This window comes from Pseudomonas sp. S31 (genome assembly GCF_016648105.1).
Taxonomy (GTDB): Bacteria; Pseudomonadota; Gammaproteobacteria; order Pseudomonadales; family Pseudomonadaceae; genus Aquipseudomonas.
This window is the reverse complement of the sequence record NZ_JACVVE010000007.1, coordinates 91,113-104,845: the sequence shown is the minus strand read 5'-3', so window position 1 is coordinate 104,845 and position 13,733 is coordinate 91,113. Positions and strand designations below refer to the sequence as shown.

Annotated in this window: 14 protein-coding genes; 10 read left to right on the top strand and 4 right to left on the bottom strand. The window is 65.4% G+C overall.

Translation table 11 applies throughout. The annotated features are described in order from the left end of the window. Positions 1 to 30: 30 nt before the first annotated feature. The 9 genes from cysT to IAE37_RS07905 all read left to right on the top strand — a co-directional run bounded on the left by cysT (position 31) and on the right by IAE37_RS07905 (position 7,735). Entirely contained in the window at positions 31 to 849 is an 819-nt protein-coding gene (gene cysT, locus IAE37_RS07945) for a sulfate ABC transporter permease subunit CysT (protein ID WP_201171937.1), read from the top strand. An 11-nt stretch (positions 850 to 860) separates the two neighbouring features. After that, complete coding sequence (gene cysW / locus IAE37_RS07940) at positions 861 to 1,733, top strand: sulfate ABC transporter permease subunit CysW (RefSeq protein WP_201171936.1); 873 nt, start codon at positions 861 to 863, stop codon at positions 1,731 to 1,733. Positions 1,734 to 1,736: 3 nt separating this feature from the next. Continuing rightward, entirely contained in the window at positions 1,737 to 2,726 is a 990-nt protein-coding gene (locus IAE37_RS07935; protein WP_201171933.1) for a sulfate/molybdate ABC transporter ATP-binding protein, read from the top strand. A 301-nt stretch (positions 2,727 to 3,027) separates the two neighbouring features. Next, a complete protein-coding gene (locus IAE37_RS07930) occupies positions 3,028 to 3,825 on the top strand; it encodes an energy transducer TonB (RefSeq protein ID WP_201171931.1) in 798 nt (265 codons plus the stop codon). Positions 3,826 to 3,867: 42 nt separating this feature from the next. Then, positions 3,868 to 4,587, top strand: a complete 720-nt coding sequence (locus tag IAE37_RS07925) for a MotA/TolQ/ExbB proton channel family protein (protein WP_201171928.1) — start codon at positions 3,868 to 3,870, stop codon at positions 4,585 to 4,587. Position 4,588: 1 nt separating this feature from the next. Next, the gene (locus tag IAE37_RS07920) at positions 4,589 to 4,990 is read left to right on the top strand and encodes an ExbD/TolR family protein (protein ID WP_201171925.1); all 402 of its coding nucleotides are present in this window, start codon (positions 4,589 to 4,591) and stop codon (positions 4,988 to 4,990) included. A gap of 298 nt (positions 4,991 to 5,288) precedes the next feature. Beyond that, entirely contained in the window at positions 5,289 to 5,870 is a 582-nt protein-coding gene (locus tag IAE37_RS07915) for an alpha/beta hydrolase (RefSeq protein ID WP_201171922.1), read from the top strand. A gap of 64 nt (positions 5,871 to 5,934) precedes the next feature. Further along, positions 5,935 to 6,765 carry a sigma 54-interacting transcriptional regulator gene (locus IAE37_RS07910; RefSeq protein ID WP_201171920.1) on the top strand — a complete coding sequence of 277 codons (831 nt, stop codon included), beginning with the start codon at positions 5,935 to 5,937 and terminating at the stop codon, positions 6,763 to 6,765. Between the two features lie 184 nt (positions 6,766 to 6,949). Next, complete coding sequence (locus IAE37_RS07905) at positions 6,950 to 7,735, top strand: MetQ/NlpA family ABC transporter substrate-binding protein (protein WP_201171908.1); 786 nt, start codon at positions 6,950 to 6,952, stop codon at positions 7,733 to 7,735. Positions 7,736 to 7,989: 254 nt separating this feature from the next. On the opposite strand, the gene IAE37_RS07900 is transcribed toward IAE37_RS07905, so the two are convergent. From IAE37_RS07900 to IAE37_RS07890, 3 genes are all read right to left on the bottom strand, one after another. Beyond that, on the bottom strand, positions 7,990 to 8,808 hold the full coding sequence (locus tag IAE37_RS07900) for an alpha/beta fold hydrolase (RefSeq protein WP_201171905.1): 819 nt from the start codon (positions 8,806 to 8,808) through the stop codon (positions 7,990 to 7,992). Positions 8,809 to 8,845: 37 nt separating this feature from the next. Then, positions 8,846 to 11,212, bottom strand: a complete 2,367-nt coding sequence (locus IAE37_RS07895; protein ID WP_201171895.1) for a penicillin acylase family protein — start codon at positions 11,210 to 11,212, stop codon at positions 8,846 to 8,848. A 117-nt stretch (positions 11,213 to 11,329) separates the two neighbouring features. Then, a complete protein-coding gene (locus tag IAE37_RS07890) occupies positions 11,330 to 11,902 on the bottom strand; it encodes a DUF6436 domain-containing protein (protein WP_442967781.1) in 573 nt (190 codons plus the stop codon). Between the two features lie 74 nt (positions 11,903 to 11,976). On the opposite strand from IAE37_RS07890, the gene IAE37_RS07885 reads away from it, so the two are divergent. After that, the gene (locus IAE37_RS07885; RefSeq protein ID WP_201171893.1) at positions 11,977 to 12,903 is read left to right on the top strand and encodes an alpha/beta hydrolase; all 927 of its coding nucleotides are present in this window, start codon (positions 11,977 to 11,979) and stop codon (positions 12,901 to 12,903) included. On the opposite strand, the gene IAE37_RS07880 is transcribed toward IAE37_RS07885, so the two are convergent. Beyond that, positions 12,904 to 13,656 carry a DUF2059 domain-containing protein gene (locus tag IAE37_RS07880; protein ID WP_201171892.1) on the bottom strand — a complete coding sequence of 251 codons (753 nt, stop codon included), beginning with the start codon at positions 13,654 to 13,656 and terminating at the stop codon, positions 12,904 to 12,906. It lies immediately after the preceding gene. Positions 13,657 to 13,733: the final 77 nt, after the last annotated feature.

The following is a 13,733-nucleotide window of genomic DNA, read 5'->3' as shown; positions in this document are numbered from 1 at the left end:
CGGGCCTCGTGCGTTCAACCAGGGATTTCTATGTCACGCCGCATTTCCCCCGTCATACCCGGCTTCGGGCTGACGCTGGGCTACACCTTGGTGTACCTCAGCCTGATCGTGCTGATACCACTGGCTGCCATGTTCATCCATGCCTCCCAGCTGACGTTCGAGCAGTTCTGGAACATCGTCAGTGCGCCGCGAGTACTCGCCGCGCTCAAGCTGAGTTTCGGCACCGCCCTGTTCGCCGCCATCATCAATGGCGTGATCGGTACCCTGCTGGCCTGGGTGCTGGTGCGCTACACCTTCCCCGGGCGCAAGATCATCGACGCGATGATCGACCTGCCATTCGCCTTGCCCACCGCCGTGGCCGGTATCGCCTTGACCGCCCTTTACGCCCCCGCAGGCTGGGTCGGCCAGTTCGCCACCGACCTGGGCTTCAAGATTGCCTATACACCGCTTGGCATCACCCTGGCGCTGACCTTCGTCACCTTGCCGTTCGTGGTGCGCACCGTGCAACCGGTGCTCGCGGATATCCCGCGTGAGGTCGAGGAGGCCGCCGCCTGCCTGGGCGCCAAGCCGCTACAGGTGTTCCGCCATGTGCTGGCGCCAGCGTTGCTGCCGGCCTGGTTGACCGGCTTCGCCCTGGCCTTCGCCCGGGGTGTGGGCGAGTATGGCTCGGTGATCTTCATTGCCGGCAACATGCCGATGAAGACCGAGATCCTGCCGCTGCTGATCATGGTCAAGCTCGACCAGTATGACTACACCGGCGCGACCGCCATCGGCGTGCTGATGCTGGTGGTTTCCTTCATCCTGCTGCTGCTGATCAACCTGCTGCAGCGCCGCATCGAAACCCCTTGAAGGAGGCCGGCATGTCCAGTTCGTCCCTGAGCGCCACCGCTGCCGCCAATGCCGCCCGGCGAGGCAGCGCCACGTCGCGGCGTATCCTGATCGGCCTTGGCTGGTTGGTCTTCGCCTTGTTCCTGCTGCTGCCGCTGGTGATCGTGGTGTCGCAGGCCCTGAAGAACGGCTTCGGTACCTTCTTCGAAGCGATCTTCGAGCCCGATGCCATCTCGGCGCTGAAGCTGACCCTGCTGGCCGTGGTCATCTCGGTGCCGCTGAACCTGGTGTTCGGCGTCAGCGCCGCCTGGTGCGTGAGCAAGTACACCTTCCCCGGCAAGAGCGTGCTGGTCACGCTGATCGACCTGCCGTTCTCGGTGTCGCCGGTGATCGCTGGCCTGGTCTATGTGCTGATGTTCGGCGCCCAGGGCCTGTTCGGGCCTTGGCTGCAGGACCATGACATCCAGATCGTGTTCGCCCTGCCCGGCATCGTCCTGGCCACCATCTTCGTCACTGTGCCCTTCGTCGCCCGCGAACTGATCCCGCTGATGCAGGAGCAGGGCACCCAGGAGGAAGAAGCCGCGCGCCTGCTCGGCGCCAACGGTTGGCAGATGTTCTGGCACGTCACCCTGCCGAACATCAAATGGGGCCTGATCTATGGCGTGGTGCTGTGCACCGCCCGGGCCATGGGTGAGTTCGGTGCCGTGTCGGTGGTCTCGGGCCACATTCGCGGGGTGACCAACACCTTGCCGTTGCACGTGGAGATCCTCTACAACGAGTACAACCATGTCGCGGCCTTCAGCGTGGCCAGCCTGTTGCTGATCCTGGCGCTCTTCATCCTGCTGCTCAAGCAGTGGAGCGAGAACCGTATTAACCGCCTGCGCCACAGCGCAGCGGAGGAATAATTCATGTCGATCGAAGTTCGTAACGTCAGCAAGCGCTTCAACAGCTTCCAGGCCCTGGACAACATCAACCTGGATATCAACAGCGGTGAGCTGGTGGCCCTGCTGGGCCCGTCCGGCTGCGGCAAGACCACCCTGCTGCGCATCATCGCCGGCCTGGAGACGCCGGACACCGGCAATATCGTGTTCCATGGCGAGGACGTGTCCGGGCATGACGTGCGTGATCGCAACGTCGGCTTCGTGTTCCAGCACTATGCGCTGTTCCGCCACATGAGCGTGTTCGACAACGTCGCCTTCGGCCTGCGCATGAAGCCCAAGGGCGAGCGCCCGAGCGAGAGCAAGATCGCCGAGAAGGTGCACGAGTTGCTGAACATGGTGCAGCTGGACTGGTTGTCGGACCGTTACCCCGAGCAGCTGTCCGGTGGCCAGCGCCAGCGTATCGCGCTGGCCCGGGCCCTGGCGGTGGAGCCCAAGGTGCTGCTGCTCGACGAGCCTTTCGGCGCCCTCGACGCCAAGGTGCGCAAGGAGCTGCGGCGCTGGTTGGCGCGCCTGCACGAGGACATCAACCTGACCTCGGTGTTCGTCACCCACGACCAGGAAGAAGCCATGGAGGTGGCCGACCGCATCGTGGTGATGAACAAGGGCGTGATCGAACAGATCGGCTCGCCGGGCGAGGTCTACGAGCAGCCGGCCAACGACTTCGTCTACCACTTCCTCGGCGACTCCAACCGCCTGGCCCTGAGCGAGGGGCATCATGTGCTGTTCCGCCCGCACGAGGTGTCGCTGTCGCGGCATGAGACCGAGGGGCACCATGCCGCCGAGGTGCGTGATATCCGGCCACTGGGCGCGACCACGCGGGTGACGTTGAAAGTGGAAGGCCAGAGCGACCTGATCGAGGCAGAGGTGGTCAAGGACCATGACAGCCTGACCGGGCTGGCGCGTGGCGAGACGTTGTTCTTCCGGCCGAAGGTGTGGCAGAAGGTGGCGGATATCTGAGGCGTCGCTGTTGATCGAAGAGCCCGGGCATGGTCCCGGGCTTTTTTTTGCCTGGGAAACCGCTGGGGCTTCTGCGCCGTTGCGGCAAGTCGATGCCTTGCGCCTATATTTCATATGCCGACAAAGCATCGCTCCGGCACCATGCCGCCACACGCCGCGAAACCCGCGGGCTAGAGCCAATCAAGCATTTTTTATATTTCCAAAAGGTATAGCTTTACTATTAAACATTACTTTCAGAGATAAGCCCCTGCGCCCGATGATTCAGCCACATACCTGAATCGAGACCCCAGGAGTTTGATCAATGGGTAATGTCCAGTCGGCCGTCAGGGCCTATGACCAGCCGTGGCATCCGTCGCCGGGTGATCTGGTCGACCTCGGACGCACGCTACGCCTGCCGCTGGGCCAACTGCGCCTGCAGCGAACCCCGGTCAGCGGCCTCAAGCGCCGCGACAAGCTGGCATTGGGCCTGCTGGTGCTGGCCCTGCACGGTGCCGCTGCCTACTGGATCAGCCAGGCGCCGACGCCTGAGCTGCCAGTGGTGCCACCACAGGTTCCGCCCATGACCATCGAGTTCGCCGCGCCCGCGCCGCCGGTGGTGGAGCCACCGCCACCCGCTCCGGCACCCCCGGTGGTCGAGACCCCGCCGCCGCCGGTGGTCGACGAGCTGGCCGCCAAGCCCAAGCCGAAACCAAAGCCAGTGCCCAAGCCGGTCGTCAAGCAGCCGCCCAAACCGCAGCCCAAGCCGGTCGAGGCGCCGCCGCCAGCACCAGCACCGGTGGCCGCCCCGGCTCCCCCTGCGCCTCCGGCCCCGGCCCCGGTCACACCGCCATCGGCCAACGCCGCGTACCTGAAGAACCCGGCGCCGGAGTATCCGCAGATGGCCCAGCGCCGCGGCTGGGAAGGCACCGTGCTGCTGCGTGTCGAGGTGCTGCCCAGCGGCAAGCCGGGGCAGATCCAGATTCAGAAAAGCAGCGGCCGCGACGCCCTCGATGCCGCCGCACTGGCGGCGGTCAAGCGCTGGAGCTTCGTGCCCGCCAAACAAGGCGACGTGCCCCAGGCCGGCTGGGTCAGCGTGCCGATCGATTTCAAGCTTCGTTAATTTCGCCCGAACATTTTTGCCCGAACATAGGAAGACATCATCATGAGCCTGTTGGCATCTCCCCTCGAATCCGTGGAAAGCGCAGTCATCTGGCTGCTGGTCGGTTTCTCTGTCGTCACCTGGGGCCTGGCCCTGGTCAAGATCGTGCAGTTCGTGCGCCTGAAGAACCAGGACAAGCGCTTCCACCAGCAGTTCTGGGCCGCCTCGAGTCTCGACTCGGCCGCCGAGCTCAGCCATGAGCTGCCTGGCCCGGCCGCGCGCGTGGCGCAGTCCGGCTATGCCGCCATCGCCGTCGGCGATACCCAGGCCAGCGACCTGAGCCACGCCATCAACCACCAGGACCGACTCGAGCGTGCCCTGCGCCAGCAGATCGTGCGTGAGCGCCGCTCCCTCGAGACCGGCCTGGCGGTGGTCGCGAGTATCGGCAGCACCTCGCCGTTCATCGGCCTGTTTGGCACCGTGTGGGGCATCATGGAGGCACTCAAGGGCATCAGCGCGGCGGGCTCGGCGAGCCTGGAAACCGTCGCCGGGCCGATCGGCGCGGCGTTGGTCGCCACGGGTGTGGGTATCGCCGTCGCAGTGCCGGCGGTGCTGGTCTACAACTACTTCCTGCGCCGCCTCAAGCTGACTGCGGCCGACCTCGACGACTTCGCCCATGACTTCTACAGCCTGGCCCAGAAGAGCGCCTTCCGCGTGCTGGTGCACCCGGCCGTGCACAAGGCTCCGGCCGGCTTCACCCAGCCGGTGAAGGAGGCATCCTGACATGGCCTTCTCGACCCAGGACAGCGACGAAGTCCTCAGTGAAATCAACGTCACGCCGCTGGTGGACGTCATGCTGGTGCTGCTGGTGGTGTTCATCGTCACCGCGCCGCTGCTGACCAATGCCATTCCCATCAACCTGCCCAAGACCGAGGCCGTGGCTCCGGTGGAGCAGAAGGACCCGCTGGTGGTGAGCATCGACGGCGACGGCAAGCTGTTCATCAACAAGGACGAGATCCAGCCCGAGTTGTTGGAGACCAACCTCAAGGCAGCCAAGGACAAGGACGCCGAGCTGCGGGTGCAGCTGCAGGCCGACGATGGAGTGAACTACGGCGAGGTGGCGCGGGCGATGGCGGCCATCGAGCGGGCCGGGATCAGCAAGCTGGCGGTGATTACCGCGCGCTGAGTTCGGGCGGGTACAGACTTCAGGCAAGACTCTCGCAATGTGCGTGGGGGCCAAATCTCTTGGCAGGGGTTGGCCCCGTTTTTTTGCCTGTTAGAGCCCTTTCGCGGGTAAACCCGCTCCTACAGGTTCTGCGCCCGCCCTGAATATGGTGCAGAACCTGTAGGAGCGGGTTTACCCGCGAAAGGGCCCTCAAACCAAATAAATTATGGTTATTAATAAATAGCTTCTTATTCCTTTACGAATATAACTCGCCCCCTATACTGGTTGCCAAGCACGCAAACTTCACGGAGGCGTCCCCATGCGCAATGAGTCGATTCGCTACCTGATTGTGCCGGGCTGGCAAGGATCGCCAGACAACCATTGGCAGAGTCACTGGCAGCGCACCCTGCCCAATAGCGCTCGGGTCGAGCAGCATGATTGGCTGACCCCGCAACGTCAGGACTGGGTGCAGGCACTGGAGCAGGCGATCGCCGCCGAGCGCTCGCCAGTGATCCTGATCGCCCATAGCCTGGGCTGCGTTACCGTCGCCCACTGGGCCGAGCAGGCCAGCCCAGCGCTGCTGCGGCGCGTGCGTGGAGCCCTGCTGGTGGCCCCGGCAGATGTCGAACGGCCAACCTGCGCGCCGGCCCTGCGCAACTTCGCGCCGATTCCGCAACAGCCGTTGCCGTTTCCAAGCCAGGTTGTCAGTTCCGACAACGACCCAGCAGTGAGTGTGCCGCGTGCGCTGTACCTGGCCCAGGCCTGGGGGGCGGAGGCAGGCTTGCTGAGCAACGCCGGGCACATCAACGTCAAGTCCGGGCACGAGCGCTGGGAACAGGGCTTCGCCTACCTCTATCGCCTGCAAAGCCGGGTCGAGCAACGGGTGCTACGCCGCGCCTGATCGTCCCTACTGTTCACCGTTTGCCTGACACCCGGCCCTGCGCGGCCTGGGGTGGGAGTTCGTCATGACGTTGCACAATCCGTTCGGCCAGCCGCTGCTGACCTTCCCTGAGCTGGACAAGAGCCCGTTGAGCATCCGCGCCAAGGCGCTGGTGTTCATCGACCCGCGTTCCCAGCAGTTGCGCCAGGCCCTCGAGCGCCTGGCACCGCAATCGCTGCCGGTGCTGGTGCGCGGTGAGACCGGCACCGGCAAGGAGCTGCTGGCACGGCAGATCCACCGGGCCAGTGACCGAGGCGGGTTGTTCGTGTCGGTCAACTGCGCGGCCATCAGCCCGACCTACGCCGATGCCGAACTGTTCGGCTATACCGCCGGTGCCTATGGCGGCACGGCCAGCAGCCGCGCCGGCTGGTTCGGCTCGGCCAATGGCGGCACGCTCTACCTCGATGAAATCGCCGACCTGCCCCTGGCCATCCAGGGCAAGTTGCTGGCGGCCCTGGAAAACCGCGAGGTGACTCGCGTCGGCGCCCAGCAACCACAGCCTGTCGACGTGCGCCTGGTGGCCGCGAGCAGCATCGACCTGGCGCGGGTGGTACGTGCCGGCCGCTTCAACGAGCGGCTCTACCTGTACCTGCGCGAAGGCGCTCTGGAACTGCCGCCGCTGCGTGAACGGCCGGGCGATATCCTGCCGCTGGCAGAGTACTTCGTCGGTATCTACAGCGTACGCCTGCAGCGTGACGTGCCGCTGATCAGCGAGGCGGCGCAGCAGGTACTGGAGGCGCATTCCTGGCCAGGCAACACCCGGGAACTGGAGAACGTGATCCACTTCGCCCTGTTGGTCAGCGACGGTGAGGAAGTCCAGCCCGAGGACCTCGATCTGCCGAATGTCCCGCGCTAGACGCAGGCGTTGCCGCTCATAAGCAAAAGCCAGGGTGGCATTTTGATTTTGTTATAAGCGGCTAATAAAAAGATATTGTTGCGGCATAACAAATCTCGGTATCGTCCGCCTCACGCCCGCCGGCCTGCCGCGGGCACCCTGACTTCGCCATCGACGATGGCCCCAGTTCGAGTAAGAGACCCCGATGAAGAAGACCCTGCTGACCACTGCCCTGGCCGCCACCCTGTCGTTTGCGGGCTGGGCCTCTGCCGCCGAGAAACTGGTTGTAGCTGCCACCCCGGTACCGCATGCCGAAATCCTCGAGCTGATCAAGCCGACCCTGGCCAAGGAAGGGGTCGACCTGCAGATCAAGGTCTTCACCGACTACGTGCAGCCGAACGTGCAGGTCGACCAGAAGCGCCTGGACGCCAACTACTTCCAGACCCTGCCTTACCTGCAGAACTTCAACGAAGGCAAGGGCACCCACCTGGAGACCGTTGTCGGCGTGCACGTCGAGCCGTTCGGTGGCTACTCGAAGAAGGTCAAGAGCCTGGATGCGCTGGAGGAAGGTGCGACCGTGGCCATCCCCAACGAGGGCAGCAACAGCGGCCGTGCTTTGCTGCTGCTGCAGAAGGCGGGCCTGATCACCCTGAAGGATCCGAAGAACGCCCTGGCTACGCCCAAGGACATCGCCGAGAACCCGAAGAAGCTGAAGTTCCGCGAGCTGGAGTCGGCCATGCTGCCGCGCGTGCTGGACCAGGTCGACCTGGACATGATCAACACCAACTACGCCCTGGAAGCCGGCCTGAACCCGGCCAAGGATGCCCTGGTGATCGAGGGCAGCGATTCGCCCTACGTGAACTTCCTGGTGGCCCGTCCGGACAACAAGGACAGCGAAGCCATCCAGAAACTGGCCAAGGCCCTGACCAGCCCGGAAGTGAAGGCGTTCATCGCCGAGAAGTACCACGGTGCGGTACTGCCGGCGTTCTGATCGGTTAAACGTCTATCGTGAAAACGCCGACGCAAATGCGTCGGCGTTTTTGTGTGCGCAGAGACCCTCTCAGGCCCCGGTCATCGCTGGCTACCCAGCGCCCGGCGCAGGGCCAGCAGCCACAACAGTTGTTCGCTTGGATCATTCAGGCAGGCATGGTTCATCATTATCGTCCTTGTTGGTTGATGGCCTTGCAATCACGCAGGTGAGCCTGTTTGAGGCGCGTGCGCACGGAAAGTTTCAGTGCGGCACGCTCATGCGTTACGGGGTAGCCAATCGAGCAGGAAGTCGTTGATCACTTGCGGGTTCTCCAGGCTGGAGATATGCCCGGCGCATGGAATCTGCGCCGCCAGGCAGCCAATGATCCGGGCCATTTCGTTCGACTCCTCGGGCGGCCTTGGAATGTCTTGGTCGCCGCATATCACGATGGTGCGCCTGGCCTCCAGTCCGGACAGGCGCTCCAGCAAGTCGGGGCGGCCAAAAATCACCCGGCCCATCGGGTCGAGGCTCTGGCGAATCACCTCGGCGCTGCTGGCCTTCAGTGCGGCACGGAAGCTGTCACGCACCTCCGGCACCGTCTGCCGGCCGGCATGGAAGAAGATCGGCACGACGATATCCAGCAACGGCTCCGGGAAGAACCCTGCCGCGCTTGCCGCATCCAGCAAGCCGAAATACTTCAGCCGGGTCGCCTCCGGTTCGGCGCCGAGGTAGGTGTCCATCAGCACCAGGCGGTCGACCCGTTGCGGATGTTCGAGGGCCAGCTGTGCCCCCCACATGCCACCCACCGACAGGCCGACCAGGTGGCACTGGGGGATGTCCAGCGCGTCGAGCAAGGCCAGGTGCTGCCGGGCCAGGGCGCTCATGTCGGTGGTGGTGGCGGGCGGCGCGTCGGAATCGCCGTGGCCCCAGAGCTCAGGCACGATGACGCGAAAATGCTGCGACAGGGCCTCGACCTGTGGGCGCCACATCTCGGCCGACCACAAGTAGCTGTGGCCGAGCAGCACCGGGAAGCCCTGGCCCTGGTCGACGTAGCTCATGCGTGCGCCGTCGATTTCGATGAAGTGTTTTTGCATGGACTGGTCTCGATCGTGGAAAGGTCGGGTGGATGGCCTAGTGGGCGGGTACCAGGCGCAGGGTGCTCTGGGCTGGAATCACTCCCATCTGCGCATGCTGGTACTGCCCCTGGATGTAGCCCTCGGCCTGGTCCGAGTAGTGCTTGTCGAACGGCACGCCGCTCTGCCCGACGGGGTTGGCGGTGAGTGCCTGGCCGGCATCGGCGAAGTCGATCAGGCGCCGGGTGGAGGGGCCGTAGTTCACGGCCCAGGGCGCCGGGCCGATCTTCGCCGAGAAGTTGTTCGGTACTTCGTGGCTGCCGGGCGCGGGGAACGGGCCAACGTTGAACAGCAGGTTCAGTGGCTTCTGGATACCCAGGGGATGGTTGTGAGTGAGGGTATGCGCCTTGCCCCATTGCCAGCTGTCCGGGTCGCTGCCGAGGGTGGCGCGCAGGTGCTCCAGGCTCTTGCGCCAGGCCACGCGCACGATGGCGGTACGGTCGGTGCGCTCGCTGGCGCCACGCAGGTTCCACCAGGGCGACTGGGCATCGGCCGCCAGGCGCGGCAGCGCGGCATCGATGGCGCGGGTGCCGAGCAGCACCGGGAACCAGGTGTCGCCGAGCTCGTCATGCAGGGCGGCGTAGGCCAGTTCATAGAGGAACTGGTTGAACAGCGTGGCGCTGGTGGAGTCCAGCGGGTAGTCGCCGCGCCAGGCCGCGAGCTGCTCGACCAGTTCCTTTTCCTCGTCGCCTTCGGCGATGGCACGCAAGGTCGCCAACAGGGGCGCCAGGGTACGCGGGCCATAGTCGGTACGGGTATCGAGCTGCAGCGCCTGGCTGTTCTGGGTGTCCCACTTCACCTGCGGGTCGGCCAGGTGTCGGTCCAGCTGGCGGCCACGGTCGGGCAGGTTGTAGTAGCCGGGGATGGGCACCACTGCGGGCGGTTGGTAGTTGGCCGAGACGATATAGCCGCTGGCGGGGTTTTCCTGCTGCGGGTTGACGCTGAAGGGGTAGAAACCGAGCTTGTCGGCCGCGGCGCTGCTGCCGTCGAGGATGAACGTCGGATCGACCCCGTCCGGGCGAATCGGCAGCTTCGCCGCCGCCCACCAGCCGATGTCGCCCCGGGCATTGGCCCAGACCAGGTTGAGCCCCGGTGCCTGGACCTTCGCGGCAGCGTCGCGCATCTTCGCCAAGGTGTCGGCGCGGTTGATCTGGTAGAAGCCTTCGAGCACCGGGTTTTCGGTTTCCAGAAACGCCCACCACATGGCCAGTGGGGCGCTGCCAGCGGTGGCGCCGAGCACTGAGTTGACGATCGGGCCGTGGGGCGAGCGGCGCAGGGTGAGGGTGACCGGCGCCTCGCCTTTGACGGCGATGGTCTGCTCGGTCTTTTCCAGCGTCTGCCACTGGCCATGCACCCACACCTGATCGGGGTTGGCTGGGTTGCTCCGTTCCGCGATGAGGTCGACGTCGTCGTTCTGGAACATGGTCAGGCTCCAGCCGAAGTCGCGGTTGTGGCCGAGCAGGGCGAACGGGTTGAGCGCCTGGAAGTAGCCGTACAGGTTGAAATCCGGTGCCGACAGCTCGGCTTCGTACCACACGGCTGGCACGGCGAAGCCGATATGCGGGTCGCCCGCCAGCAGGGGCCTGCCGCTGCGCGTGCGGCTGCCGGCAACCACCCAGGCGTTGCTGCCTTCGAATGGCGGGATGCCGGCTGCTTGCAGGGCATCATGGCTGACCCGGGCGATGGCTTCGAGGCTTTGCCAGTCGGCGGCGGCCAATGGCGTGGCGAGCTGGCCTTGGGGCTGCCAGTCGAGGTCGAATATCTTCAGGTAGTCGGGGCCGAGCTGGTCACGCACGTAGGTCAGCGCAGGCTCGGTGCGAAACGCCGCAGCGAAGCTGTAGGCCAGGTAGCCGGCGACGCTCAGGGTGTCTTCGGCGGTGAACGGTCGGGGCGTGATGCCGATCAGGTCGAATTCGACGGGCTTGGGATGGCTGGCCTGCCAGCTGTTGATACCTTCGAGGTAGGCTTGCAGGGCCTGCCAGGCGGGGCTGTCGGGGGACTGGCGGCGGACCATCGCCGCCGCCTGCTCGCGAATGCGCAGGCTGCGGAACAAGGTGTCGCTGGGTACCAGCTTGCTGCCCAGCACCTCGGCCAGCTCGCCTCGTGCCAGGCGGCGGACGATTTCCATCTGGAACAGGCGGTCCTGGGCATGCACGTAGCCCAGGGCACGGTACAGGTCCTGTTGGTTACGCGCCTGCAGGTGCGGCACGCCTCGGGCGTCGTAGCGCACGCTGACCGGCGCTTGCAGCCCGGCGATCGCGACTTCGCCATCGCGCTCCGGCAGCTTGCCATGCACGTACCAGTAGCCGCTAACGCCAGCGGCCACGACCACCAGCACCGCCAACAGGGTAAGGCTGCGTTTCATCGAGACTCCTTGTGTATTCGATCGCCATGACCAGGGGCCGAGTTTCAGTGGCTTGGCGCAAGCAGCATAGTCCTTCGCCGGGCCTGTCCCCTTGGCTCAGATAAAAACAGAAACTTCCTACCGCATCGCCCCGGCCCAGGGGCAATAACAGCCCACGGCCAGGGTGTTGGAGGCATGGACCGGGCGCCCGTCGAGCAACGCCTTGATGATCGGTTCGACGAAGCTGTTGCTGGCGTTGCACACCGCGCCTTCGCTGTAGGGGCCGAAGTAGGCGAGCCTACCCTGGCGATCCCAGATGGCCACGGCGGGTGAGGCGGGCAGGTGCTCGCTGCCGGGCAGGCTGGCGATGGCGTGCAGGGTGGCCAGGTTGGCTGGGAGCTGGCCGTGGCTGCCAGGCTTTTGCAGCACATGGAAGGTAACGCCCTTGCTTGCGAAATGCTCCACCAGTTCGCCCAGGTGCTGCTGGTTGCCGACATTGCACGGGCAGGCCGGGTCCCACAGATGCACCACGCGAATCGGCCCCGGCCCGGCCAGTTCGCTGGGCAGGCGTAGCTGGCTGCCGTCGAACAGCGTGGCCTGGCTTTCGAACGGGCGCAGGTAACGGGCCTGGAAACTGCTGTAGGCCTGCCAGAGAATGGCGGCGCAGAACGTCACGGCAACGGCTGTGCATAGGGGTTTGATGATGGCGATCTTCACGACGTTTCCTGCAGGGGAGCGGTGATATCCTATCGCACTCAATTCTCGTTGCATTGTGGATTTGCCTGATGCCCGCTGCTTTTCACCCAGACCTCCTGCGCGCCAGCCTGGCGCCTCTCGCCGCGCGCCAGCCGCTGAACGAGCAGGCGCGGGCCTATCAGCAGTTCTACGGCCTCGACCTGCCTGCGCAGAGCTGGCTGGGCCGGTTCCAGGTAGCGGGGTTCGACGTGGTCGGGCAGGTCTGGCTCCCGGAGCAGGCGAGCGCGACGTTGTTCCTGCTGCATGGCTACTACGACCACATGGGCCTCTACCGGCATGTGATCGCCTGGGCGTTGGCGCGCGGTTACGCGGTGATCAGCTGCGACCTGCCGGGCCACGGGCTGTCCAGTGGCGAGCGCGCCAGCATCAGTGACTTTGGCCAATACCAGCAGGTGCTCGATGCCTTGTTCGAACAGGCTGGTGCTCTGGCCTTGCCGCGCCCATGGCACCTCTGTGGGCAGAGCACCGGTGGCGCCATCGCCGTCGACCATTTGCTGCACAAGGGCGCGCAGAGCCCAATCGACGGCCAGGTGATCCTCCTGGCACCGCTGGTACGCCCCCGTGCCTGGAAGTGGTCGAAGCTCAGTTACCGGGTGTTGCGCCACTTCGTCAAAGGCATCGAGCGGCGCTTCAGCGAAAACACCAACGACCCGGCCTTCCTGCCGTTTCTCGAAGCCGACCCCTTGCAACCACGGCGCCTGCCGACGGCCTGGGTGGGGGCCTTGATGGCCTGGGTCACGCGCATCCAGGCCGCCCCGCACAGCGCCCGGCGACCATTGATCGTGCAGGGTGAGGCCGATGGTACGGTGGATTGGCCGTATAACCTGGAGGTACTCAAGGCCAAGTTCGACGAACCGCAGATCCTCATGCTGCCCGAGGCGCGTCATCACCTGGCCAACGAGCTGCCAGGCATCCGCCAGCGGTACTTCGAGTTCCTCGACCAGCGTCTGGGCTGACTACTTGAGGTCGGCCGCGCTCTGGCCAACCGCCAGGCCGGCGCGCACCGCGGCCACCGCGGCCTGGTAGTAGGCCTTGCCCTCCGGCGACTCGGCGAAGGTGGCGAATTCTTCCAGCTCGGCGTCGGACAGGTCGCGGTAGACATACAACAAGGTGTTGTCGAGGTCTTCGCCTATCTGCTGCATCAGACGCTGGCGCTGGCCATCGAGCAGGCCCTGGGCCTGGCCGCCGCCAAACAACCCGGGAAGCATCGAGCTGAGGCTGTCGGCGGCCACGCCGGCGATGGCCAGGCTGACCTCGGCCCCGGCTTCGCGCGCCGGCAGGGCCTGGGCCAGGTGGCCGATGACCAGCAGGCGGTTGTCGCTGGCTTCGATCTTGGGCAGGCCCTTGGCGTTCTTGGCCAGTTGGTCCTTGCGCGTTGCCAGCAGCTCGGCGGCGACGATCTTGCGCCCCAGGGGCGACTGGAAGAAGGCCAGGGCCGGCGCGGGGTCGGGCAGGGTGGCGCGCAGCTGCGCCTGGGCGCGGCGGTCCATGGCCTGGGCCTGGAAGCGTTGGTTGCTGTTGCTGACCAGCGCCTGGTAGACCGCCGGCGGCAAGCTGTTGCGATAGCGCTGCTGGGCCGCGCCCAGCGCATCGCTGAAGTGGGCGCGCTGGTCGGGCCAGCCGGCGGCCTTGTACAGCTGGTCGAGGGTGTCTGCCCAGACAGGCATGGTGCAGATCATCAGCAGAAGCAGGGAAAACAGACGGCGCATTCAGGACTCCTGTCGGCAGGAGGCTATTGTCCGTGGCTCGGCGCCGGTTTGTCGAGATACCGAAACGCTTCTCGGCC

What these genes read in the sequence shown, in the direction of transcription:
- cysT (WP_201171937.1), top strand. Translation starts at nt 31, where the DNA reads ATGTCACGCCGCATTTCCCCCGTCATACCCGGCTTCGGGCTGACGCTG.
- cysW (WP_201171936.1), top strand. Translation starts at nt 861, where the DNA reads ATGTCCAGTTCGTCCCTGAGCGCCACCGCTGCCGCCAATGCCGCCCGG.
- IAE37_RS07935 (WP_201171933.1), top strand. Translation starts at nt 1,737, where the DNA reads ATGTCGATCGAAGTTCGTAACGTCAGCAAGCGCTTCAACAGCTTCCAG.
- IAE37_RS07930 (WP_201171931.1), top strand. Translation starts at nt 3,028, where the DNA reads ATGGGTAATGTCCAGTCGGCCGTCAGGGCCTATGACCAGCCGTGGCAT.
- IAE37_RS07925 (WP_201171928.1), top strand. Translation starts at nt 3,868, where the DNA reads ATGAGCCTGTTGGCATCTCCCCTCGAATCCGTGGAAAGCGCAGTCATC.
- IAE37_RS07920 (WP_201171925.1), top strand. Translation starts at nt 4,589, where the DNA reads ATGGCCTTCTCGACCCAGGACAGCGACGAAGTCCTCAGTGAAATCAAC.
- IAE37_RS07915 (WP_201171922.1), top strand. Translation starts at nt 5,289, where the DNA reads ATGCGCAATGAGTCGATTCGCTACCTGATTGTGCCGGGCTGGCAAGGA.
- IAE37_RS07910 (WP_201171920.1), top strand. Translation starts at nt 5,935, where the DNA reads ATGACGTTGCACAATCCGTTCGGCCAGCCGCTGCTGACCTTCCCTGAG.
- IAE37_RS07905 (WP_201171908.1), top strand. Translation starts at nt 6,950, where the DNA reads ATGAAGAAGACCCTGCTGACCACTGCCCTGGCCGCCACCCTGTCGTTT.
- IAE37_RS07900 (WP_201171905.1), bottom strand. Translation starts at nt 8,808, where the DNA reads ATGCAAAAACACTTCATCGAAATCGACGGCGCACGCATGAGCTACGTC.
- IAE37_RS07895 (WP_201171895.1), bottom strand. Translation starts at nt 11,212, where the DNA reads ATGAAACGCAGCCTTACCCTGTTGGCGGTGCTGGTGGTCGTGGCCGCT.
- IAE37_RS07885 (WP_201171893.1), top strand. Translation starts at nt 11,977, where the DNA reads ATGCCCGCTGCTTTTCACCCAGACCTCCTGCGCGCCAGCCTGGCGCCT.
- IAE37_RS07880 (WP_201171892.1), bottom strand. Translation starts at nt 13,656, where the DNA reads ATGCGCCGTCTGTTTTCCCTGCTTCTGCTGATGATCTGCACCATGCCT.